Annotated in this window: 20 protein-coding genes and 3 tRNA genes; 6 read left to right on the top strand and 17 right to left on the bottom strand. The window is 65.6% G+C overall.

Features of this window, described 5'->3' with window-relative positions:
• Positions 1-334: 334 nt before the first annotated feature.
• Complete coding sequence (locus V7082_RS05500; RefSeq protein WP_334146613.1) at positions 335-1,705, bottom strand: PleD family two-component system response regulator; 1,371 nt, start codon at positions 1,703-1,705, stop codon at positions 335-337.
• Between the two features lie 45 nt (positions 1,706-1,750).
• Complete coding sequence (locus V7082_RS05495) at positions 1,751-2,182, bottom strand: response regulator (RefSeq protein ID WP_442909756.1); 432 nt, start codon at positions 2,180-2,182, stop codon at positions 1,751-1,753.
• Between the two features lie 166 nt (positions 2,183-2,348).
• Here V7082_RS05495 and V7082_RS05490 point away from each other — a divergent pair, with 166 nt between their 5' ends.
• Together V7082_RS05490 and V7082_RS05485 are read left to right on the top strand one after the other, a co-directional pair.
• Positions 2,349-2,651: a DUF3572 family protein gene (locus V7082_RS05490; RefSeq protein WP_334146612.1), complete on the top strand. Its 303-nt coding sequence runs from the start codon at positions 2,349-2,351 to the stop codon at positions 2,649-2,651.
• On the top strand, positions 2,648-3,571 hold the full coding sequence (locus V7082_RS05485; protein ID WP_334146611.1) for an ROK family protein: 924 nt from the start codon (positions 2,648-2,650) through the stop codon (positions 3,569-3,571). Before V7082_RS05490 ends, V7082_RS05485 begins: the two co-directional genes overlap by 4 nt.
• Before the next feature lie 7 nt (positions 3,572-3,578).
• Here the strand turns inward: V7082_RS05485 and V7082_RS05480 are convergent, their stop codons facing one another.
• The gene (locus V7082_RS05480) at positions 3,579-4,463 is read right to left on the bottom strand and encodes a cell envelope integrity EipB family protein (protein ID WP_334146610.1); all 885 of its coding nucleotides are present in this window, start codon (positions 4,461-4,463) and stop codon (positions 3,579-3,581) included.
• Positions 4,464-4,694: 231 nt separating this feature from the next.
• Here V7082_RS05480 and V7082_RS05475 point away from each other — a divergent pair, with 231 nt between their 5' ends.
• Positions 4,695-5,456, top strand: a complete 762-nt coding sequence (locus V7082_RS05475) for a glycerophosphodiester phosphodiesterase family protein (protein WP_334146609.1) — start codon at positions 4,695-4,697, stop codon at positions 5,454-5,456.
• A gap of 18 nt (positions 5,457-5,474) precedes the next feature.
• Entirely contained in the window at positions 5,475-5,825 is a 351-nt protein-coding gene (locus tag V7082_RS05470) for a DUF6968 family protein (protein ID WP_334146608.1), read from the top strand.
• Here V7082_RS05470 and V7082_RS05465 read toward each other — a convergent pair whose 3' ends face one another.
• The 13 genes from V7082_RS05465 to V7082_RS05405 form a co-directional block, all read right to left on the bottom strand.
• Entirely contained in the window at positions 5,826-7,016 is a 1,191-nt protein-coding gene (locus V7082_RS05465) for an NADH-quinone oxidoreductase subunit D (RefSeq protein ID WP_334146607.1), read from the bottom strand. It lies immediately after the preceding gene.
• An 85-nt stretch (positions 7,017-7,101) separates the two neighbouring features.
• Complete coding sequence (locus V7082_RS05460) at positions 7,102-7,557, bottom strand: thioesterase family protein (protein WP_334146606.1); 456 nt, start codon at positions 7,555-7,557, stop codon at positions 7,102-7,104.
• Positions 7,554-8,147 carry an NADH-quinone oxidoreductase subunit C gene (locus tag V7082_RS05455; protein ID WP_334146605.1) on the bottom strand — a complete coding sequence of 198 codons (594 nt, stop codon included), beginning with the start codon at positions 8,145-8,147 and terminating at the stop codon, positions 7,554-7,556. The genes V7082_RS05460 and V7082_RS05455 overlap by 4 nt, the downstream gene beginning before the upstream one ends.
• Before the next feature lie 79 nt (positions 8,148-8,226).
• The gene (locus V7082_RS05450; RefSeq protein ID WP_334146604.1) at positions 8,227-8,808 is read right to left on the bottom strand and encodes a NuoB/complex I 20 kDa subunit family protein; all 582 of its coding nucleotides are present in this window, start codon (positions 8,806-8,808) and stop codon (positions 8,227-8,229) included.
• Positions 8,799-9,164 (bottom strand): NADH-quinone oxidoreductase subunit A, encoded by a 366-nt coding sequence (locus V7082_RS05445; RefSeq protein ID WP_334146603.1) that lies wholly within the window; start codon positions 9,162-9,164, stop codon positions 8,799-8,801. The genes V7082_RS05450 and V7082_RS05445 overlap by 10 nt, the downstream gene beginning before the upstream one ends.
• 420 nt (positions 9,165-9,584) lie before the next feature.
• Positions 9,585-9,661 (bottom strand) — tRNA-Asp (locus V7082_RS05440).
• Positions 9,662-9,870: 209 nt separating this feature from the next.
• Positions 9,871-9,945: transfer RNA gene (locus V7082_RS05435), tRNA-Val, on the bottom strand.
• Positions 9,946-10,142: 197 nt separating this feature from the next.
• Positions 10,143-10,442 (bottom strand): HU family DNA-binding protein, encoded by a 300-nt coding sequence (locus tag V7082_RS05430; RefSeq protein ID WP_334146626.1) that lies wholly within the window; start codon positions 10,440-10,442, stop codon positions 10,143-10,145.
• A gap of 318 nt (positions 10,443-10,760) precedes the next feature.
• Positions 10,761-13,187 (bottom strand): endopeptidase La, encoded by a 2,427-nt coding sequence (gene lon, locus V7082_RS05425; protein ID WP_334146602.1) that lies wholly within the window; start codon positions 13,185-13,187, stop codon positions 10,761-10,763.
• Between the two features lie 286 nt (positions 13,188-13,473).
• A complete protein-coding gene (gene clpX, locus V7082_RS05420; RefSeq protein WP_334146601.1) occupies positions 13,474-14,727 on the bottom strand; it encodes an ATP-dependent Clp protease ATP-binding subunit ClpX in 1,254 nt (417 codons plus the stop codon).
• Positions 14,728-15,126: 399 nt separating this feature from the next.
• The gene (locus V7082_RS05415; RefSeq protein WP_334146600.1) at positions 15,127-15,774 is read right to left on the bottom strand and encodes an ATP-dependent Clp protease proteolytic subunit; all 648 of its coding nucleotides are present in this window, start codon (positions 15,772-15,774) and stop codon (positions 15,127-15,129) included.
• A 252-nt stretch (positions 15,775-16,026) separates the two neighbouring features.
• Positions 16,027-17,382, bottom strand: coding sequence for a trigger factor (gene tig / locus V7082_RS05410; protein WP_334146599.1), 1,356 nt, complete (start codon positions 17,380-17,382; stop codon positions 16,027-16,029).
• Positions 17,383-17,464: 82 nt separating this feature from the next.
• Positions 17,465-17,549: transfer RNA gene (locus V7082_RS05405), tRNA-Leu, on the bottom strand.
• Positions 17,550-18,049: 500 nt separating this feature from the next.
• On the opposite strand from V7082_RS05405, the gene V7082_RS05400 reads away from it, so the two are divergent.
• The gene (locus V7082_RS05400) at positions 18,050-19,660 is read left to right on the top strand and encodes a glucan biosynthesis protein (protein ID WP_334146598.1); all 1,611 of its coding nucleotides are present in this window, start codon (positions 18,050-18,052) and stop codon (positions 19,658-19,660) included.
• A gap of 21 nt (positions 19,661-19,681) precedes the next feature.
• On the opposite strand, the gene sseA is transcribed toward V7082_RS05400, so the two are convergent.
• A complete protein-coding gene (gene sseA, locus V7082_RS05395) occupies positions 19,682-20,548 on the bottom strand; it encodes a 3-mercaptopyruvate sulfurtransferase (RefSeq protein WP_334146597.1) in 867 nt (288 codons plus the stop codon).
• Between the two features lie 364 nt (positions 20,549-20,912).
• Here sseA and V7082_RS05390 point away from each other — a divergent pair, with 364 nt between their 5' ends.
• Positions 20,913-21,680, top strand: coding sequence for a hypothetical protein (locus tag V7082_RS05390; protein WP_334146596.1), 768 nt, complete (start codon positions 20,913-20,915; stop codon positions 21,678-21,680).
• Positions 21,681-21,755: the final 75 nt, after the last annotated feature.

Below are 21,755 nucleotides of genomic sequence, written 5' to 3'. Positions count from 1 at the left end.
CTGGAACCGCCTGTCCCGGAAAAAGTCGGCGCGAGGGGCGACGGACAGCGTGACGATTTCCGGGTGAAATCTCTTGTGAATTTCCCCTCCACCGCAAAAGTCTGGCAGAACAGATTGGCTATTGCAAGTTTAGAGCTTGACCATTGCGTGGCCATCACACATTTTGATTGATCTGAGGTTAACCCGCGAAGTGCCAGCGGGAATTGCAGATTCCTGCATCGGCCAAAATGGCCTCCGCCTCTCCGCTCCTCCGGCGCCTGAAGCGAGCCGGACCGTTCTGCCGGACCGAGGCCTATGAAATTCTATCGAGATATGAAGGGCTTGCGTTCAGCCCTCAGGCGGCATCGGCAACCACCTGATTCCGCCCCTGGCGCTTTGCGACATAGAGAGCATTGTCCGCACGCTTGAAAAGCGCTTCGGACGTATCGCCTTCTCCCTCCCAGGTTGCAAGGCCGACACTGGCAGTCACGGAGATTTCGACGCCGGGGCCGATCTGGAATGGCACCGCTGCGACACACTCACGCACCCGCTCGCCCACCTGGCGGGCCAGCGCCTTGTCGGCGTCGTGCATGATGATGAGGAACTCCTCGCCACCGAGCCGGCACGCCATGTCCACACCGCGCGTGTAGCGGCGGAAGCGGTCTGCGAACTCCTTGAGCACCAGGTCGCCCGCGTCATGCCCGTAGGTGTCGTTCACCTGCTTGAAATGGTCGATGTCGGTCATCAGCACCGAAAGCGAGCGCCCGGTGCGCTCGGCATCGGCGATCAGCGTTTTGAGGTGACGCTCCATGTAACGCCGGTTGTGGAGCCCCGTCAGCGGATCGGTGATCGACAGCTCGACGCTCTCGCGGATCTGATTGCGCAGGTAGTCCGAGAAGCGCTTGCGCTTGATCTGCGTCTTGACGCGCGCGAGCAGCTCCGCCCGGTCCACCGGGCGCATCAGATAGTCGTTGATGCCGAGGTCGAGCGCACGCAGGAGCCGCGCCTCCTCTCCGGAGTCCGCCATCAAGAGGATCGGCAGATGCCGCGTCCGGTCGAGCGAGCGGACCTGCGAGCAGAGACGCAGACCGTCCGAGTGCTGGAGGCTGAGCGCGACGACGACGAGATCGAACGGCTGCTCCGCGAGGCGCATCAGCGCCGCATGGGGATCCATCTCGAGAACGGCCTCGTGCGCCTTGGCGAGCGCGCTCATGACGCGCACCGAGGAGCGCGGATGGTCGTCCACCACGAGCACGCGCCCGGGACCATCCTTCAGGATGCGCGCCAGCGTATCGTCGTCCGAAAGCCCCATCTGCCGGCTCGTCGTGACGCGCATCAGCATCTCGTCGTTGAGCATCTTGAGCCGGGCGAGGCTCTTGACGCGGGTCACGAGGGCGATGTCGTCGACCGGCTTGGTGAGGAAATCGTCTGCCCCGCAGTCGAGGCCCTGGATCTTGTCGGACGCCTGGTCGAGCGCCGTGACCATCACCACCGGGATATTCAGGGTCTCGGGCGCGGCCTTGAGCGCCCGGCAGACCTCGAAGCCGTCGATGCCGGGCATCATCACGTCGAGCAGCACCACGTCGACGCGGTTGGTCCGGCAGATCTCGAGCGCGTCGTATCCGTTGCTGGCGGTCAGGACGTCGAAGTATTCCGCTTCAAGTCGCGCCTGGAGAAGTTTGACGTTCGCCCGGATGTCGTCGACAATGAGAACTCTGGCAGTCATGACCGACTCTCAACTACGCATGACCCGCGGCGAAGCCCGCGTGGCTCAGGCATCCCCTACAAAACGCTTGACCGTCTCGAGAAACACGGCGACCGAGATCGGCTTCGAGACATAGGCTTCGCAGCCGCCGGAGCGGATACGCTCCTCGTCGCCCTTCATCGCGAAGGCGGTGACGGCGATCACGGGAATGTCACGCAACTCGTCGTCCTCTTTGAGCCAGCGCGTCACCTCGAGTCCCGAAACCTCGGGAAGCTGGATGTCCATCAGAATGAGGTCTGGCCGGTGCGTGCGGGCGAGCGTCAGCGCGTCGAGCCCGTTGCGGGTCTGGACGGTGAGATAGCCGTAGGCGTCGAGGAGGTCGTGGAAGAGCTTCATATTGAGCTCGTTGTCCTCCACGATCAGCACCGTTTTCGGCGCCCGGGGTTTGCCCCCCTGCTTCTGGCCCTCGACGGCCATCCGTGTCTCCTGGTAGGTCATCGTCGAAGGTCCGCACTGCACGCCCTGCAATTAATTGCACCGATTCTGCGGGCCGTATGGAGGGCAGTGTGCGCCCCTTAGCTTAAGCAACTGTTGAAACATTCCACGCACAGAGGGAACCCAACGCAACTAACAGAAATAGAAAGAAAAAAGGAGGCGCCCGGACATGCCGAAACGACGCTCCGAAACCACCGCCGAAGAGGCCGCCGCCCTGGCGCTCCAGGGCCTCGCATTCCTGGCCGAGGACGGCCCCCGGCTCGGCCGCTTTCTGGCCCTCACCGGCATCGGCCCCGACCGATTACGGGCGGTCGCCGACGCGCCTGACACCCTGCTCGCGGTCTTCGAGCACTTGATGAGCGACGAATCCCTGCTCCTCGTCTTCGCAGCATCGAAGGGCATCCCGCCCGAGAGCCTCGCTCCGGCCCGTGCCGCCCTCGCCCGCGCGTTCGGCGTCGAGGGGCCCGCATGAGCGCCCCGGCAGGCGCAAACGGCCTGCGCATGGGGATCGACCTCGGCGGCACCAAGATCGAGGGCCGCGTTCTGACGCCGGACGGCGACGAGGCCGCCCGCCTGCGCGTCCTCGCCCCGCAGGGCGACTATGAGCGCACGCTGGCAGCGCTGATCGACATGGTCCGCACCCTCGAGGCGGAGGTCGGCGGCACGGCAAGCGTCGGCATCGGCATGCCGGGATCGCTATCGCCGGCCAGCGGCCTCGTCCGCAACGCCAACTCGACCTGGCTCAACGGCCGGCCGCTGCGCGAGGACCTGGAGCACGCACTCGGCCATCCGATCCGCATGGCCAACGACGCCAACTGCTTTGCGCTTTCCGAGGCGACAGACGGCGCCGCGGCCGGCGCCCGCTCCGTGTTCGGCATCATCGTCGGCACGGGCTGCGGCGGCGGCATCGTGATCGACGGCCGCGTTCTGGAAGGCGCGCGCGGCATCGCCGGCGAGTGGGGGCACAATCCCCTGCCCTGGAGCGAGCCGGACGAGCATCCGGGTCCCACGTGCTGGTGCGGCCGCAAGGGGTGCATGGAGATGTGGGCGTCCGGCACCGGGCTGTCCGGCGACTACCAGCGCCGCACCGGCGAGCTCGTCTCGGGACACGAGATCGTCGCACGCGCCGCACTCGGCGAGCCGGCCGCCCTGACGAGCCTCGAGCGCCATGCCTCACGTCTCGCCCGCGGCATCGCGCACGTCATCAATCTCCTCGACCCGGAGGTGATCGTGCTCGGCGGCGGGCTCTCGAAGCTCGCCCACCTCTACGAGGATCTGCCGCGCCTCGCCGCGCCTTACGTGTTCTCCGACGTCAAGAACATCGACATCCGCCCGCCGAAGTGGGGCGACGCCAGCGGCGTCCGCGGCGCGGCGTGGCTCTGGAACGCCTGACGCCCGCCTACGGCGTCGGGTTCTTGCAGGGCGACGGCTCGAAATAGGTGAGCTCCTTGAGCTCGCCCTTGATCGCGAAGTCGCCGTGGTTGATGCGCAGCGAGGCGGTGACGCCGTTCTCGTGGAACCGGTACGACATCTCGTAAAGCGGCACCGTATCCCCCGGCCCCTGCGTCGCCGGGAAGTAGCTGACGGAGATCGGCCACGACGGCACGCGGTCGAGATCCGCGGTGCCCTTGGCGAGCGACACCACCGGCCCCGCACCGGGCTTGAGCTGGCGGCCGATGGCCGTGGAGGTGGAGTAGACCTTGTCGCCGGTCTCGGATCCGTCGAACAGATCCGCCGCGAGGATGGTCCGGCCGGCCCGCGCCGCCTGGACGATCGCCATCGAGTGCTGGATCGGGAAATAGATGTCGCCGGAAAGCTTGACCTCCCGCTTTTCCGGCCGCACGAGCGCAACGGTCACCGGCCCGCTCGCCTGCGCGCGCTTGGCGACACCCTGCGTCTGCTCGGCCGCGATCTCGTTCTGGAACGTGCTCGTCGAGAAGCGCAGGCGCCGTGCGGGCACCTCCTCCCAGCTCGACGTCCTGAGGTCGGTCGTCTGCGTATCGCCGTCCTGATTGAGGGTCTGGCTGACGAAGCGCATGCTCTGCGCATACCCCTCGCAGGCATTTCCACTGAGCTCGTAGACGATCCGGCCGTTGACGCCCACCACCCCCGATCCCGACTGTGCGCTCTCGAGCGAGAGATCGTAGACGGCCCGGTGCGGGGCAAACACCACCTCCTTGAGCGCAGGCTCCGCGCCCGCAGCACCCGGCCCGAGAAGGGCGCCGAACACCATCAGGGCTGGCACCACAACGCCCCACGCCCGCTTTCGAGCACGATCCCGCATTCTTCTCATCCTGTTGCCAAGGGAGGCCACCGCCTCCCTGTCCGATCCCATCAGCCCGTCCGTGAATCTAGGGGAGAGCCGCGGCCATTGCAAAGTCCGATCCGGCGGGTAACAACAAACCCGGACCATTCTGCGGCTGGATGCACCGAAAAGATGCGTCCGCCGTCCGCTGCACCCCCCCGGGAGCCCCCCGCACTCCTCCCCGATCGGCACGAAGAACATCCCGCCCCCATGCTCGACCGCCAGGCTTTCCTCCGGCCCATCGCCCACCGCGGCCTCCACGATGCCGCGAGCGGCATCGTGGAGAACACGGCCCCGGCGTTCGAGGCGGCCATTGCGAAAGGCTACGGCATCGAATGCGACCTGCAGCCCGCGGCCGACGGCACACCGCTCGTCTTCCACGACTTTGAGCTCGAGCGCCTGACCACGGGCAGCGGCCGTATCGACGCGTTGCAGCCCGGCTGCGCCGCCAGGCTGCCGTTCAAGGGCGCGAGCGTCACCGGCATCCCGACGTTCGCCGGGCTGCTCGACCTGGTCGCCGGCCGCGTGCCGGTGCTCGCGGAAATCAAGAGCGATTGGAGCGCACCCAACCCGGCCTTCATGGCCGGCATTGCAATGCTTGCAACATCGTATGACGGCCCTCTCGCCCTCATGTCCTTCGATCCGGCCGTCATGGCGGCCATGCGCAACCTCGCGCCCGGCGTGCCGCGCGGCATCGTCACCGGCTCCTATCGCTATCCGGACGGCAAACCCTGGTACCCGGACGAGCTCAGCGACGCCCGCCGCACGGCCCTCGCCAATCTCGAGGAGAGCGTCCCGGCCGACCCGTATTTCTATGCCTACGACGTGCGCGCGCTGCCCTCGCCTGTCGCAAAGCGCATCCGCGACGACCTCGGCCTCCCGCTTTTCACCTGGACCGTCCGCACAGAGCAAGACCGCCGCGTCGCCGCACAGCACGCCGACGCCCCGATTTTTGAGGGGCTTGAACCCTAGGCGCCCAGAAGGAGAAACATGCCATCCGACCCAGGAATTGACAGTTCCGACTTGTCGTTCGCGACTTCTAAGTTGAGCGCGCTACTCGGAGAGGTGCGCAAGACAGTTGAAGTCAGGATCTTCGCTCCCAAGAGGGATGACGAGAATACACATATCTGCACGTACGAAATATTTGTAGACGATATGTTTGAGCGAAAAAGCTATGCTCTCGGAAACGACGGCGTTCAAGCCCTACTGCTCGCCCTGTGGAAGGTCGAGATAGATCTGCAACATATGTCTCCGTTCAAAGAGATGGTGTTCGACATCGACGATCAGACGGGTTTTGGGTTCATCCACGCAAAGCGCGTTTGGGATTCCGTCTATCAGTAGCTAGCGATCAATTTCCCCGAACACGATGTCGAGCGAGCCGATAATGGCGGAGACGTCGGCCAGCATATGGCCGCGGTTCAGGAAATCCATGGCCGCAAGATGCGGGAAGCCCGGCGCGCGGATCTTGCAGCGATACGGCTTGTTGGAGCCGTCGGCCACGAGATAGACGCCGAACTCACCCTTGGGCGCCTCGACCGCCGCGTAGGCCTCGCCGGGCGGCACGTGGAAGCCTTCGGTGTAGAGCTTGAAGTGATTGATGAGCGCTTCCATCGAGCGCTTCATTTCGCCCCGCTTCGGCGGCACGACGCGCGGGTTCGGCGCCGATACGGGCCCCGCGCCGTCCGCACTCTGCAGCTTCTCGCACGCCTGCTTCATGATCTTCACCGCCTCGCGCATTTCGATCATGCGGATCAGATAGCGGTCGTAGCAGTCGCCGTTCTTGCCGATCGGAATGTCGAAATCGAACTCCGAGTAGCACTCGTAGGGCTGCGACTTCCTGAGATCCCACGCTGCGCCCGAGCCGCGGACCATCACGCCCGAGAAGCCCCACGCGAACGCGTCCTCGAGGCTGACGACGCCGATATCGACGTTGCGCTGCTTGAAGATCCGGTTCTCGGTCAGGAGCCCCTCGATGTCGTCGAGAACCTTGGGGAACGTCTCGCACCAGGCGTAGATGTCGTCGATGAGGGCCGCGGGCAGGTCCTGATGCACGCCGCCAATGCGGAAATACTTGGCGTGCATCCGGCTGCCCGATGCCCGCTCGTAGAACACCATCAGCTTCTCGCGCTCCTCGAAGCCCCACAGCGGAGGCGTCAGCGCGCCCACGTCCATGGCCTGCGTCGTGACGTTGAGAAGATGCGAGAGATGCCGCCCGATCTCGGAATAGAGCACGCGGATGAGTTGCCCGCGCCGGGGCACGGCAATGCCGAGCAGCCGCTCCGCCGCGAGGCAGAACGCGTGCTCCTGGTTCATCGGCGCCACGTAGTCGAGCCGGTCGAAATAGCCGATCGCCTGCAGGTAGGTCTTGGCCTCGATCAGCTTCTCCGTGCCGCGATGCAGAAGCCCGACATGCGGATCGACGCGCTCCACGACCTCGCCGTCGAGCTCGAGCACGAGGCGCAGCACGCCGTGCGCCGCCGGATGCTGCGGGCCGAAGTTGATGTTGAACGGACGGATCTCGGTTTCAGCCATGCCCTGCCTCGCTCAGTCGCCTCGGCCGCGGAGGCCGCAAGGCCCCACGCCGCGCTCTGATCCTGTTTCTGCCGCGTCCACGCCGTTACGCCTCCGCACCCGGAGCCGCAATCGGATCCGCACCTGCAGACGCTGCTTTTTCATTCACGCGCCCGACGAACCGCCTCCACGGCACCACCATGCGCTCGTGGGCGCCGGCGCCGATCACCTCGACGCCGTCGTGCGCCGTAACCTTGAAGCCGATGCGCCGCCCGTCGACGCGGGTGCACTCCGCATCCACCGTCACCGTCTGCCCCGGCACCGTCGCCGCGCTGTGCGACACGTCGACATGAATGCCGAGCGAGCCTTCGCCCGCGTCGAGATGCGGCTTCAGCACCTCGAGGCAGCACCACTCCATGAGCCCGACCATGAAGCCCGTTGCGAAAACGGCCGGCATGGCCTGGAAGTCCGCCGATTCCGGATAGAGATGCGGCACCGTCTTCTGTAACGGCACCTTGAACGCGAGCCGCGCGCGGTCGCCGACCTGGAGCGTGCCTTTCATGAGGAGGCTTTCTCGTCGCCCGGCAGCACGTGGTCTGCGCCTTCCCACGGGCTCTCGAAATCGAACGAGCGGAACTCCTGCACGAGCTTCACGGGCTCGTAGACCACGCGCTTGGCCTCGTCGTCGTAGCGCACCTCCACGTATCCCGTGAGCGGGAAGTCCTTCCGCAGAGGATAGCCCTGGAAGCCGTAGTCGGTCAGCAGGCGCCTGAGGTCGGGGTGGCCCGTGAACAGGATGCCGTACATATCGTAGGCTTCCCGCTCGTACCAGTTGGCTGCCGGAAACACTTCGATGACGCTCGGCACCGGCGTCTCCTCGTCGGTGTGGACCTTGACGCGGATGCGCTGGTTGAGGCGCGGCGACAGCAGATGATAGACGACGTCGAAGCGCAGCGCCCGCTCCGGCCAATCGACCCCGCAGATGTCGATCAGCACCTCGAACCGGCAGGCCGGATCGTCGCGCAGGAGCGTGAGCGCGCGGATGATGTCCTGCGCAGGAACGGTGATCGTCAGCTCTCCGACGGCGATCCGCGTGTCCAGCACGGCCGCGCCGAGCTTCGAGGAGATGTGCGCTTCAAGTTCGGTCAGCATGGACAGGGTTCCTGGCAACGGACAGCCGGCAACAGGCAGGTCATGGCGGCATCTTCCTGCCTGGTGCCTGCTGCCCCGCCTACCTTTCGATCGTTCCCGTACGGCGGATCTTGCGCTGGAGCAGCAGCACGCCGTAGACGAGCGCCTCGGCCGTCGGCGGGCAGCCGGGCACGTAGACGTCGACCGGCACGATGCGGTCGCAGCCGCGCACGACGGCATAGGAATAATGATAGTAGCCGCCGCCGTTGGCGCACGATCCCATGGAGATCACGTACCGCGGCTCGGGCATCTGGTCGTAGACCTTGCGCAGCGCGGGCGCCATCTTGTTGGTGAGCGTGCCGGCGACGATCATCACGTCCGACTGGCGGGGCGAGGCGCGCGGCGCGAAGCCGAACCGCTCGAGATCGTAGCGCGGCATCGACGCCTGCATCATCTCGACCGCGCAGCAGGCGAGCCCGAACGTCATCCACATGAGCGAGCCGGTGCGCGCCCAGTTGATGAGGTCGTCGGTCGAAGTGACGAGGAAGCCCTTGTCGCCGAGCTCGTTCGAAATCTCGCTGAAGAACGGATCGCCGGGCTTGACGAGCGCGCCTGCGGCTCCGCCCGTGGCGCCTTCCCTGGCCTTGTCGAAACTGAATTCCGATGGAACGATCAATCCCATTCGAGCGCTCCCATCTTCCACTCGTAGATAAAGCCCACCGTGAGCACGCCAAGGAACAGCATCATCGACCAGAACCCGAGCGCGGCCATGTCGCCGAACGCCACCGCCCAGGGAAAGATGAACGCGATCTCGAGGTCGAAGATGATGAACAGGATCGACACGAGATAGAACCGGACATCGAACTTCATGCGCGCGTCGTCGAAGGCGTTGAAGCCGCATTCGTACGCGGAGACCTTCTCGGGATCGGGATTGCGGTAGGCCACCAGGAAGGGCGCAACCATGAGCGCCACCGCGATGACGAGGGCCACGGCGATGAACACCGCGAGCGGCAGGTATTCGGTCCAGAGATCTGTCATCAGTGTCGCCCTTCCGAGGTTCGGACGCCGACAGTCGGGACGCTTCGCGCCCTGAATTTGGCCATCGGTGTTAACCCATCGCCCCCCTTGCGCGCAACATCTACCGAGGGCCGATCCCGGTTCTCCGTGCTCCCTGAATTCGCACTCACCAACTAGACTTAGGCGCCTGCGATCAACACGCAACCCGTCTCTCTGCCGCAGGCACAGGTTACACCCTGACCTGGGTCACGTAAGCCCTTCACGCCCACGCAGCGCGCCGGCGCCAAAGGCGCCCGGCGGCGCTACCCGTCGGCCCGCAGGGACGGGGAGCAAGGCGACCCGCGGTCATGGCAGAGCCATGCTCCGCATGGACTGTCGGCCATCCACAGAGCATCGCGGCTCTTGGACGATGCTTCTTTCAGCTTGTGTCGCTGGAAAAAATGGCGCGAGAGACGGGACTTGAACCCGCGGCCTCCGCCGTGACAGGGCGGCGCTCTAACCAACTGAGCTACTCCCGCAATCCGCGTCCCAGCAGCTCGAAGGCCGGAAACGCAAAGCGAAGCGACGAGATACGTGTTCGCGGTCCCCAAGTCAAGACGCCCCACAGACCTTCTTGGATCCCTTCGACCCGAAGGGTCGGGGAGCAAGGCGCCCCGTCGCGAGCGGCGCCCCGCCGGAGTGCGCACGATCGCGCCAGCGATCGGATCGGTGCGCGTGAGGCAAACAATGGTGGGCGGTGAGAGGGTCGAACTCCCGACATCTTCGGTGTAAACGAAGCGCTCTACCACTGAGCTAACCGCCCTGTCTTAGCACTCCTTAGCTGTCGTACGCGCAACAGGCAACAGCCAGGCATTCACCCCTACTGCCTACTGCCTACTGCCTACTGCCTACTGCCTACTGCCTACTGCCTACTGCCTCACTCCCTGCCATTCCCCCAAACAACAACGCGCCCCAGTCTCCCGGAGCGCGTTCTGTAACCCGAACCCTCGTCCGTCGTCCTCAGTTCAACGCGTCCTTCAGCCCCTTCGACGGGCTGAACTTCGGAACGCGCGAGGCCGGGATCTTGATCGTGGCGCCCGTCGCGGGATTGCGGCCCTCGCGCGCCTTGCGCTTGGCAACCTTGAACGTGCCGAAATCCGGAATGCGCACTTCCTCACCGGCCTTGAGCGAGTTGCGGATGTGCGCCAGCGCGGCGTCGACGGCAACTCCAGCCTTCTCCTTGGTGAGATCGCATTCCCTGGCAACGGCGTCGATCAGATCTTTCTTGCTCATTGTTCCGTCCTCGTGACTGGAATGAATTCTGGAGATGCCCAGACCGGCTGAGACCGCGCTGCTGGCGCGTGCCGATCGATCCGCCCTTCGCGCGATCGCTGCATCGGCAAGGAGTGTGGGCGACAAAAGCCTTTAATGCCGGGCGCCGTCAAGGGGCAAAAAGTCCCCACAAGCCTTAAAAAACGGGCTTTCCGCGCCTCCGGGCGTTCGCTTCAGGGACATGGGATTAACCAACGAAAAGCGGGCCTTCGGACATCAACCGAAGGCCCGCCCAAGGATGATCTTTTATGATCGGGCAAGCGCAATCACGACCTCACGAAGGATCACGCTGCGTCGAGCGACGGCCTAGTGCGCCGTCACCCGCGAGTCGGGTTCCTTGCCGTCGGCCGGCACCGCCGCGGCATCCCTTGGCTCCTCCCACTGGATCGCCTCCGGAACACGCACGAGGGCCGTCTTGACGACATCCTCCATACGCGCCACGGGCACGAGCTCGAGCTTCTTCTTCACCTCCTCGGGGATCTCGGCGAGATCCTTGACGTTGTCCTCGGGGATCAGAACGGTCTTGATGCCGCCGCGCAGCGCCGCGAGCAGCTTCTCCTTCAAGCCGCCGATCGGCAGCACGCGGCCGCGCAGCGTGATCTCACCCGTCATCGCCACATCCTTGCGGACCGGGATTCCGGTGAGCACCGAGATGATCGCCGTCGCCATCGCCACGCCTGCCGACGGGCCGTCCTTCGGCGTCGCGCCTTCCGGCACGTGCACGTGGATGTCCCGCTTCTCGAACAGGCTCGGGGGAATGCCGAACTCGACCGAGCGCGACCTGACGTACGCATTCGCGGCCTGGATGCTCTCCTTCATCACGTCGCGCAGGTTGCCGGTGACCGTCATCTTGCCTCGGCCCGGCATCATGACGCCTTCGATGGTGAGCAGCTCGCCGCCGACCTCCGTCCAGGCCAAGCCCGTGACGATGCCGACCTGATCCTCGAGCTCCGCCTCGCCGTAGCGATACTTCGGCACGCCGAGATACTCGTGCACATTCGCAGCCGTCACCGTCACCGTCTTCTTCTCGGGCGACGTCAGGATCTCCTTCACCGCCTTGCGCGCGAGCTTGGCGACTTCGCGCTCGAGCGAGCGCACGCCGGCTTCCCGCGTATAGCGGCGGATCAGCTCCATAAGGGCGCCGTCCTCGACCACCCACTCGCCCTCTTCCAGACCGTGTGCCTGGCGCTGCTCGGTGAGCAGATGGCGCTTGGCGATCTCGACCTTCTCGTCCTCCGTGTACCCCGCGAGCCGGATGATCTCCATGCGGTCCATGAGGGCGGGAGGAATGTTGAGCGTGTTCGCCGTGGTGACGAACATCACGTTCGAGAGATCGTAATCGACCTCGAGATAGTGGTCGTTGAAGGTGGCGTTCTGCTCCGGATCGAGAACCTCGAGCAGGGCCGCCGCGGGATCGCCGCGGAAGTCCTGACCCATCTTGTCGATCTCGTCGAGCAGGAACAGCGGATTGGTCCGCTTGGCCTTCTTCATCGACTGGATCACCTTGCCCGGCATGGAGCCGATGTAGGTGCGGCGATGCCCGCGGATCTCCGCCTCGTCACGCACGCCGCCGAGGCTCATGCGCACGAACTCGCGGCCCGTGGCGTTGGCGATCGACTTGCCGAGCGAGGTCTTGCCCACGCCGGGCGGTCCGACGAGGCACAGGATCGGCCCCTTGAGCTTGTTGGTGCGCGCCTGCACCGCGAGATACTCGAGGATGCGCTCCTTGACCTTCTCCAGCCCGTAGTGCTCGGCGTCGAGCACCTGCTGAGCCTCTTCGAGGTCCTTCTTGACCTTGCCCTTGATGCCCCACGGGATCGAGAGCAGCCAGTCGAGGTAGTTGCGCACCACCGTCGCCTCGGCCGACATCGGGCTCATCTGCTTGAGCTTCTTGAGCTCCGCGGTCGCCTTGTCCTTGGCCTCCTTCGACAGCTTGGTGTTGTCGATCTTCTCCTCGAACTCCGCGATGTCGTCGCGCTCTTCGGTGTCGCCGAGCTCCTTCTGAATGGCCTTCATCTGCTCATTCAGATAGTACTCGCGCTGCGTCTTCTCCATCTGGCGCTTCACGCGCGAGCGGATCTTGCGCTCCACCTGCAGCACGGAGATCTCGCTCTCCATGAGCGTGTAGACCTTCTCGAGCCGGTCCGAGACGACCGTCGTCTCGAGCACGTCCTGCTTGTCGGCGATCTTGACCGCGAGGTGCGAGGCGATGGTGTCGGCGAGCTTCGAGTAGTCCTCGATCTGCGCCACAGTGCCCAGGACCTCGGGCGAGATCTTCTTGTTGAGCTTGACGTAGTTCTCGAACTGGGAGACGGCCGAACGCGCCAGCGCCTCGATCTCGGTCTTGGTGCCGATCGTCTCCGGGATCCGCTCGACCTCGGCCTCGAAATAGTTGGCGTTGTCGGTGTAGCGCAGCACGCGCGCACGCGCGGTGCCCTCGACGAGCACCTTGACGGTGCCGTCCGGCAGCTTGAGGAGCTGCAGCACGGAAGCGAGCGTGCCAACCTGATAGATGGCATCCGTCGCCGGGTCGTCATCGCCCGCGTTCTTCTGCGCCGCGAGCAGGATGTGCTTGTCGGCGCGCATCACCTCTTCGAGCGCGTTGATCGACTTTTCCCGGCCGACGAACAGCGGCACGATCATGTACGGGAACACGACGATATCGCGCAGCGGGAGAACCGGATAATGGTCCTTGCCGGCCGTCTTGTCTTTCGTCTGCTTCTCTTCGCTCATCGCCGTCACCTTGATCAACTGGATGCCGCGCTTCGGGAAAGGCCGTCCGGACGCCTGCCGGCCCCGGCGCATGCAAAGGCTACTTTAGGCCCCGGAAGCCGCTTCATTATGGCCGAATCCGGGAAAAGCACGTCGCAACTTTCATTGGGAAACCCGAGGGCCGCAATCTCGAAGGGCACGTCATTGGCAAAAGATGGGGATGGCCCCGGATCTTATCAATAACGTGCCCCGCCACCGCACGGTGCCGCAGGGAGCCCCGCGGTCCGCTACGCGGAAGCGGCCGCGCCTAGGAGGCGGTCGAGCCCTTCTCCTCGGCGCGCTCGGTGTAGATCCTGAGCGGCCGCGCACCGCCCTCCACGACCTCCGGTCCGATCACGACCTCCTCGACGCCCTTGAGCGCCGGCAGATCGAACATGGTGTCGAGCAGGATGCCTTCCATGATGGAGCGCAGACCGCGTGCGCCTGTCTTGCGCTCGATCGCCTTGCGGGCGATGGCGCGCAACGCGTCCTGTGTCAGCGTGAGCTTCACGTCCTCCATCTCGAACAGCCGCTGGTACTGCTTGATGAGCGCGTTCTTGGGCTCGGAGAGGATCTGCACCAGTGCCGCCTCGTCGAGGTCCTCGAGCGTCGCGATCACCGGCAGACGGCCGATGAACTCGGGGATCAGGCCGAACTTCAGGAGATCCTCGGGCTCGACCTCGCGCAGCACCTCGCCCGTGCGCCGCTCGTCGGGGCCCATGACACGGGCGCCGAAGCCGATCGACGTGCCCTTGCCGCGCCGCGCGATGATCTTCTCGAGACCGGCGAACGCGCCGCCGCAGATGAACAGGATGTTCGACGTGTCGACCTGCAGGAACTCCTGCTGCGGATGCTTGCGTCCGCCCTGCGGCGGAACGGAAGCGACCGTGCCTTCCATGATCTTGAGCAGCGCCTGCTGAACGCCCTCGCCCGACACGTCGCGCGTGATCGACGGATTGTCGGACTTGCGGCTAATCTTGTCGATCTCGTCGATGTAGACGATGCCGCGCTGCGCCCGCTCGACGTTGTAGTCGGCGTTCTGGAGGAGCTTGAGAATGATGTTCTCGACGTCCTCGCCGACGTAGCCGGCTTCCGTGAGCGTCGTCGCATCCGCCATCGTGAAGGGCACGTCGAGGATGCGCGCCAGCGTCTGCGCGAGCAGCGTCTTGCCGCAGCCCGTGGGGCCAACCAGCAGGATGTTCGACTTGGCGAGCTCGACGTCGTTGTTCTTCGCCGCGTGGTTGAGCCGCTTGTAGTGATTGTGGACCGCGACCGAGAGCACGCGCTTCGCATGGAACTGACCGATCACGTAGGAATCGAGAACGGTGCAGATCTCCTGCGGGGTCGGCACACCGTCCCGCGACTTGACGAGCGTGTTCTTGTTCTCCTCGCGGATGATGTCCATGCACAGCTCGACGCATTCATCGCAGATGAACACCGTCGGCCCGGCGATCAGCTTCCTGACCTCGTGCTGGCTTTTTCCGCAGAAAGAGCAGTAAAGAGTGTTCTTTTCCTGAGCCATTCTGTTCTCTCACCCGCAGTCGGAAAATGCGCCCGGCAGATCCGGAACGAACGGCCCGACCGGGCCTTTGGGAGCATCTACGGCCAAGCCCGCCGCGAGGTACGAAACCGTCGTATTTGATCTCAACACGCTAGGGTCTCCGAGATCAAGATTCGATTAAAGCTTCTCCCGTGCCAGCAGAACCCTTGAACCTGATTACCACAGTGTTGCCAGCCCAGGGCGCCTGCCGGTATGCGGTTAAGTACTTAGGCGCGCCGTTGTGCAGCGCTTCTTGTGCAGTGCCGCACGCCTTTGACGGTAAACCGGCCGCGCGGGCAGCATACAAGCCCCGGGCGGAAATGGCCGGGATTGACGCCGAGGTGCGACGGTGGGGCACACCGCCGCCTGAAAAAGCCGGAATTACGAGGTCTTAGCCTCTCCGGTCCCCGGATCGACGTCATCGCGCTTGTTGAGCACCCGGTCGATGATGCCGAAATCCTTCGCCTGGTCCGCCGTCATGAAATAATCGCGGTCGAGCGTCTTCTCGATCATCTCGTACGACTGCCCGGTATGCTTGACATAGACCTCGTTCAGGCGGCGCTTCATCTTAATGATGTCTTCGGCATGCCGCTCGATGTCGGACGCCTGCCCCGAGAACCCGCCCGAGGGCTGGTGAACCATGATGCGGGCGTTCGGCAGCGCGTAGCGCATGTCCTTGTGCCCGGCGCACAGCAGGAGCGAGCCCATGGAGGCCGCTTGCCCGATGCACAGCGTCGCGATCGGCGGCCTCACGAATTGCATGGTGTCGTAGATCGCCATGCCGGCCGTCACTACGCCGCCGGGCGAGTTGATGTACATGGAGATCTCTTTCTTCGGGTTTTCCGCCTCGAGGAAGAGAAGCTGCATGCAGATCGACGCGGCCATGTGGTCCTCGACCGGGCCGGTCACGAAGATGATGCGCTCCTTCAGAAGCCGCGACGGCAGATCGTACCCCCGCTCGCCGCGCGCCGTCTGCTCGACGACCATGGGCCAGAAGGAACCGGTGAGAGTGGCGACGGGATCGCGCATGGGGTCTTTGCTCCTCAGTGTGCTTCCAGAAGGCCATTCCCAGTGCAGGCGAAGTGGTCATCCGACGAAGAAGCACGATCAATCAATCAATCGGTCCCGCTCCGGCATGAGCCGGGACCTCGAACCGCCGAATCGGATTGGGCAGCAGAGACATCAGATCAGCATAGCAGCGCGTGACTTCAAGTCCCCCGGCATGGGGAGGCCTGTCGTGGCGCCGGAAAAACGCCGCCTCCCATACCCCGCGCGGCTGTCCTACGCGTCCGTGACCTTCTCCAGGCTGTCGATCAGCTCCTGCCGCGAGACCTTCTTCTCCGCGGGCTTCGCCACCTCGAGCACGAAATCGATCACCTTGTCCTCGAAGATCGGCGCCCTCAGCTCCTGCAGCGCGCCCGGTGTCTTTTCGAAGTACTCGTAGACATTCTTCTCCTGGCCGGGGAAGCGACGGGCGTGCTCCATGAGCGCGCGGCGCATCTCGTCCTGCGTGACCTCGATCTTGTTCTTATCGCCGATCTCGCCGACCACGAGCCCGAGCCGCACGCGCCGCTCGGCGATGGCGCGATACTCGGCCTTGGCCTCGTCCTCGGTCTTGCCCTCGTCCGCGAACGACTTGCCCTCGCGCGTGAGGCCCTCCGTCACCTGCCGCCAGATGGCATCGAACTCGCGCTCGACCAGCGTCGGCGGCAGCTCGAAGGAATGCGTCTGCTCGAGCACGTCGAGAAGCTCGCGCTTGAGCTTCATGCGCGACGCCTGATCGAGCTCCTGCTTGATCTGCGCCGAGATGAGGCCCTTCAGGCTGTCGAGCCCTTCCGTGCCGAGCGACTTGGCGAACTCGTCGTTGATCTCGGCCTTGACCGGCTTCTCGACCTCCTTGACGGTGATCGCGAACACGGCGTCCTTGCCCGCGAGGTCCGCAACCGGGTACTCGGCCGGGAACGTCGCCTTGACGTCGCGGCTCTCGCCTTTCTTCGCGCCCTTGATCCCCTCCTCGAAGCCGGGAATGAAACCGGCGTTGCCGATCACGAGCTGCAGATTCTCGCCCGAGCCGCGCTCGAACGCCACGCCGTCGATGGTCCCCTTGAAGTCGATCGTAACGCGGTCGCCCTCCTCCGCCGCACGGCCGTCCTCGGCGGTGAACACCTGATTGCGCTCGGCGAGCTCGGCCAGCGCCTTGTCGAGCTGCTCGTCGTCCACGTCGGCGATAAGTTTCTCGAGCTTGAGCGACGCGAAGTCCGCGAGCGTCACCTCGGGCAGCACCTCGAAGCTCATCTCGTAGGCGAGGTCGGCCTTGCCGGCGACCACGTTCTCGATCTCGGCCGCGTTCTCGGTGAGCGCGATGTCCGGCATCATCGCCGGGCGCTCCTTGCGATCGGAGATGGCCTTGCTCGACGTCTCGCGGATCGTCTCCTGGAGCACGTCGGTCATGACCGAGCGGCCGAACACCTTCTTGATGTGCGCGACCGGCACCTTGCCCTTGCGGAAGCCCTTGAGTTGCACCTGATCCTTGATGCGGTCGAGGTGCTGCGAGAAGCGTTCGCTGAGCTCGTCCGCTCCGACCACGACTTTGAGCTTGCGCTTCAAGCCTTCCGAACTCGTTTCCGTAACCTGCATGACGTGCTGCCTTCGCTTCGCTCTGAATGCTCATCGCCCCGCCAGGGGCAAGAAAACCTTATCCGATCCCTCAGGTAGGCCCTGGTGCGGGCGGAGGGACTCGAACCCCCACGACTTTCGCCACTGGAACCTAAATCCAGCGCGTCTACCAATTCCGCCACGCCCGCGATCAGGGCCTGGGCACATCGGCCGTGCGCCGGGAACCTTGCGTCCCAGCCCCGTTGGACCAGCAGAATCAGGGAAGCCGGCCCACTCGGAGCCGGAAGGCCGCGCCAGGACGGGCACATATACTAGCGCCTGCCCCCGAAGATCAATCGAAGATGTGCGCTTCACTAACGCGCCATGGCGCCTCTCGCTCCCCGCCGGCCCGAGTATTCGCCCGAGGTGCCGGGGACCGGCGACGGAGCCGGCACGGTCCCGGCCGGCGGCCGGCGCGGGAGGCCCTTGCACTATGCGCGGTACGGCACACATGAGGCATGCCGCCGGCGTGCGCCAAGCGTACCCAGGCACCCGGCGCCTGGACCGTAGCCCTCCTCATGCCCTTCTCCCATGCCTCTTTTTCCGATCCGGCGGACCCGCCCGTCACGGCGGGCGGCTGGCCAGACCCGATGATCTGCGCTAGGGGACAGGGCGAAAACACGCCACAACGACAGAAGAAAGAACGATTGTGACGGGCTCTCATCTCGACCGCCGGCAGATCCTGACCGGAGCGGCCGCCGGGCTGGCGGCAACATGGAACGGCATCGGCTCCGTGACCGCCGGCACATCCGACGGCCACACCTTCGCTCCGCCCGGCGCCGCGTTGGGCCCGGCCGAGCCGTTCACGTTCGACCTCCTGGCCGAGCGCGCCGCCACGGCCGCCGGGCACCCCTGGGAGCCCGCCCCCCCGGTCGCTCCCGACGTTCTCGACCGCATCGATTACGATGCCTACCAGAAGATCCGCTACCGCCCCGAGATGAGCCTGATGCTGGACTCGCGCCGCCAGCTCCCGGTCCAGCTCTTCCACCTCGGGAAATTCTCCCGCGAGCCCATCAAGATCCATCTCGTGAAGGCGGACGTGGCCCACGAGGTGCTTTACGACACCGGCCTGTTCGAGATCCCGGACGACCACCCGGCCCGCGAATTGCCGCAAGGCGTGGGCTTCGCCGGCTTCCGCGTCATGGCGCCGGACCTCAAGACCGACTGGCTGGCCTTTCTCGGCGCCTCCTACTTCCGCACCTCCGGCCCCTACAATCAGTATGGATTGTCGGCGCGGGGGCTCGCCATCGACACCGGTGCGCCGACCCCGGAGGAGTTTCCGCGCTTCACGGAGTTCTGGCTCGACAGCGACCGGACGAAGGGCGACACCGTCGTCATCTACGCCCTCCTCGACAGCCAGAGCGCAACCGGCGCCTACCGCATGACGGCCCGGCGCGTGGTGGATGCCCGCAACGTGGCGCGCATCGACATGGAGATCGAGGCCCGCCTGTTCGCGCGCCGCGACATCGCCCGTCTCGGCATCGCGCCGTTCTCGAGCATGTATTGGTATGGCGAGACGAGCCGCCGCCAGATCGTCGACTGGCGCCCCGAGATCCACGACTCCGACGGCCTCGCCATGTGGACGGGCTCCGGCGAGCGCATCTGGCGCCCGCTCAACAACCCGCCCCGCGTCATGAGCAACGCCTTCGTGGATAACGACATCCGCGGCTTCGGCCTGCTCCAGCGCGACCGCGACTTCGTCCACTACCTGGACGACAGCGTCTTCTACGAGCGCCGCGCATCGGTGTGGGTCGAGCCCCTCGACCCCTTCGGCGAGGGCGAGGTGCATCTGCTCGAGATCCCGACGGACGACGAGATCCACGACAACGTCGCCGCCTACTGGTGGCCCAAGGAGCCGTTCAAGGCCGGCGCCACCCGGACCTACCGGTACCGGCTGCGCTGGCTCGACGACATCCCGTTCCCGAGCTCGCTCGCAAGAACCATCGGCACGTGGACTGGCGTCGGCGGACGGCCCGGCCACAAGCGGCCCGAAGGCGTTCGCAAGTTCGTGGTCGACTTCCAGGGCAAGGTGCTGGCCGACCTCGGGCGCGACGACGGCGTCGAGATCATGGTCACGCCGTCCCGCGGCATCCTGAGCAACGACTATTGCCACCCCGTCGTCGATCAGCGCGGCCGCTGGCGCGCGCTCTTCGACCTCGAGGCCACGGGCCCCGAGCCCGTCGACATCCGCATGTACCTGCGCAAGGGCGACCGCGCGCTCACCGAGACCTGGGTCTTCCAGTATTTCCCGGAAACCTGACCCGGACCTTCGAGCGGCCCGTTACTTGGGGGGTCCGGTCTCGACCGGCGTATCGAGGCTCTCCTGCCCCCACTCGGCCCACGACCCATCGTAGACGGCCGCGTTGGTCTGCCCGATCACGCTGAGCGCGAGCGACAGCATCGAGGCGGTGACGCCCGATCCGCACGTGGTGACGACGGGCTTCTGCGGGTCGATGCCGGCCTCGCGGAAGATCCGCTCGAGCTCGTCCTTGGACTTGAGCGTCCCGTCCGCGTTGACGATGGTGGCCGACGGCACGCTCCTCGAGCCTGGGATATGCCCGGCGCGCAGGCCCGGACGCGGCTCGGCCTCGGTGCCTTCGAAGCGGACTTTCGGCCGGGCATCGACGATCTGCATGTCGCCGCGCGCCACATAGCCCTTCACGTCGTCGATGTCGCGCACCAGCGAGTTGTTGAGCAGCGGCGTGAAATGGCGCGCCGTCCGCGTCACCGGCGGCATGTCCTCGAGCGGCCGCCCCTCGGACTTCCATTTCCTGAGGCCGCCGTTCAAGACCGCGACGTCCTGATGCCCCATGGCCCGGAACGTCCACCACACGCGCGCCGCCGAGAACAGGCCGTACGTATCGTAGACGACGATGCGCATGCCGTCGCCGACACCGATCTTTTTCATGCGGGAGGCGAACTTCGGAGTCGGCGGCAGCATGTGCGGCAGCGGCGACGTCTCGTCGACGAGATCTTCGATATCGAAGAACAGCGCGCCGGGAATATGCTCCGCCAGATACTCCGCCTTGGCGTCCCGCCCCGAGTTCGGCAGATGCCACGAGCCGTCGAAGACGATGAGGTCGGGCGCATCGAGATGCTCGGCAAGCCACTCCGTCTCGACGATCCAGGTCTTGGCGCTCGCGGGCACGAAAATCCTCCATGGCTGATATCGGGCGTCCGGGCCCGCAGACCTGTCCCCCAACCGCGAAAGCTCGGCTGCGGGGGCGCAAGCCCGAGAGCGACGGGAGATGATGCGGGCTCGGAAAGGCCGGCCTCTGGGCGTTACGCCTGAGCCTCGCGTCGGCCGTACCCTAAAGGCGACCCGTGGCGACCGCAAGGTGCGCACGGCCGCCGCCCGGACGCGGCGACAGCGGCCTTGCGCCGCTGGGCATGCCGCCCCTTACGCAATTGTAAGCGATCGGACCCCACATGCCGCAGCCCGCCCCCTGGGCAACAGACATGGCGCATCCTCATGTCATTCTTATGAACTGCCTCGATAAGGAGGGTGCACCATGGCCACCCGCGACCGGACAGTGATAGTGGCCCGCCTTGCAGCGGGCGTTCTCCTGGCGGCGGCGGCGGGACCAGCCTCCGCACACGGTGCCGGCGGCCTGTCGCACATGGCCGCTCCGGCGTCACTGCAGGCACAAGCGTCGAGGGCGACGTCGCCGGCCCACTCAGCCGGCATGGTGGCTTCACCAGCCTACACGGCGGGCACGGCAACGTCGCCGGGGCGCCCGGCCGGGATGGCAGCGAACGCAACGCCCGGCACTGGCAGCGCCGGCGATACGCTGCCGGCGACGGGACCGACGATCTCCACGCTGCCGCCCAGCGTCGCCACGCAATGCGAGGGAGAGGTCAGCGTCAACTGCGAGGCCACCGCCCGCTCGCGCAACACCGTCTCGAACGGTGACCTCGACCCCATCTGGAGCGCGCCGGTCCCGACGGCTGTGCCGCCGACGCCGCCCACCGACCCTATCGTCGAGCCGCAAGACGCCGCGGAACAGAATTTCGAGCAGAGCAGCGGCGCCAGCGGCGTGGCGGTCGCCGTGGGCGGCGGCCCCACACTCGCCGATTGCATGTCGCTCTGGGAGCCGTCCGTTCACATGACCCGGCCGCTATGGAAGGATGTCTGCATCCGCACCATGAACGGCATCGACGAGCCCCAGGTCGCGCTCGGCTCGGTCGACCCGGGCTATGGCGCACGCCGCAGGCACGCAACGCGAGAGACGCACCGAGGGAGAATGACGTCAGGGCTGGCACGGCCTCCGCACTCCTGACGGAGGCGGGGTAAGAAAATCGAGCCCGCCTAAATTTGATCCGGCTCAATGGCCGCTTTCGCGGACGCACCTGTT

The organism is Hyphomicrobium sp. (assembly GCF_036833075.1).
Classification (GTDB): domain Bacteria; phylum Pseudomonadota; class Alphaproteobacteria; order Rhizobiales; family Hyphomicrobiaceae; genus Hyphomicrobium_C.
Note: the sequence above shows the minus strand (reverse complement) of the source record. Positions and strands in the feature narration are given on the sequence as shown.

Excerpts from the sequence above, each read along its gene's own strand:
- V7082_RS05500 (WP_334146613.1), bottom strand. The coding sequence starts at position 1,705 with ATGACTGCCAGAGTTCTCATTGTCGACGACATCCGGGCGAACGTCAAA.
- V7082_RS05495 (WP_442909756.1), bottom strand. The coding sequence starts at position 2,182 with ATGACCTACCAGGAGACACGGATGGCCGTCGAGGGCCAGAAGCAGGGG.
- V7082_RS05490 (WP_334146612.1), top strand. The coding sequence starts at position 2,349 with ATGCCGAAACGACGCTCCGAAACCACCGCCGAAGAGGCCGCCGCCCTG.
- V7082_RS05485 (WP_334146611.1), top strand. The coding sequence starts at position 2,648 with ATGAGCGCCCCGGCAGGCGCAAACGGCCTGCGCATGGGGATCGACCTC.
- V7082_RS05480 (WP_334146610.1), bottom strand. The coding sequence starts at position 4,463 with ATGCGGGATCGTGCTCGAAAGCGGGCGTGGGGCGTTGTGGTGCCAGCC.
- V7082_RS05475 (WP_334146609.1), top strand. The coding sequence starts at position 4,695 with ATGCTCGACCGCCAGGCTTTCCTCCGGCCCATCGCCCACCGCGGCCTC.
- V7082_RS05470 (WP_334146608.1), top strand. The coding sequence starts at position 5,475 with ATGCCATCCGACCCAGGAATTGACAGTTCCGACTTGTCGTTCGCGACT.
- V7082_RS05465 (WP_334146607.1), bottom strand. The coding sequence starts at position 7,016 with ATGGCTGAAACCGAGATCCGTCCGTTCAACATCAACTTCGGCCCGCAG.
- V7082_RS05460 (WP_334146606.1), bottom strand. The coding sequence starts at position 7,557 with ATGAAAGGCACGCTCCAGGTCGGCGACCGCGCGCGGCTCGCGTTCAAG.
- V7082_RS05455 (WP_334146605.1), bottom strand. The coding sequence starts at position 8,147 with ATGCTGACCGAACTTGAAGCGCACATCTCCTCGAAGCTCGGCGCGGCC.
- V7082_RS05450 (WP_334146604.1), bottom strand. The coding sequence starts at position 8,808 with ATGGGATTGATCGTTCCATCGGAATTCAGTTTCGACAAGGCCAGGGAA.
- V7082_RS05445 (WP_334146603.1), bottom strand. The coding sequence starts at position 9,164 with ATGACAGATCTCTGGACCGAATACCTGCCGCTCGCGGTGTTCATCGCC.
- lon (WP_334146602.1), bottom strand. The coding sequence starts at position 13,187 with ATGAGCGAAGAGAAGCAGACGAAAGACAAGACGGCCGGCAAGGACCAT.
- clpX (WP_334146601.1), bottom strand. The coding sequence starts at position 14,727 with ATGGCTCAGGAAAAGAACACTCTTTACTGCTCTTTCTGCGGAAAAAGC.
- V7082_RS05415 (WP_334146600.1), bottom strand. The coding sequence starts at position 15,774 with ATGCGCGATCCCGTCGCCACTCTCACCGGTTCCTTCTGGCCCATGGTC.
- tig (WP_334146599.1), bottom strand. The coding sequence starts at position 17,382 with ATGCAGGTTACGGAAACGAGTTCGGAAGGCTTGAAGCGCAAGCTCAAA.
- V7082_RS05390 (WP_334146596.1), top strand. The coding sequence starts at position 20,913 with ATGGCCACCCGCGACCGGACAGTGATAGTGGCCCGCCTTGCAGCGGGC.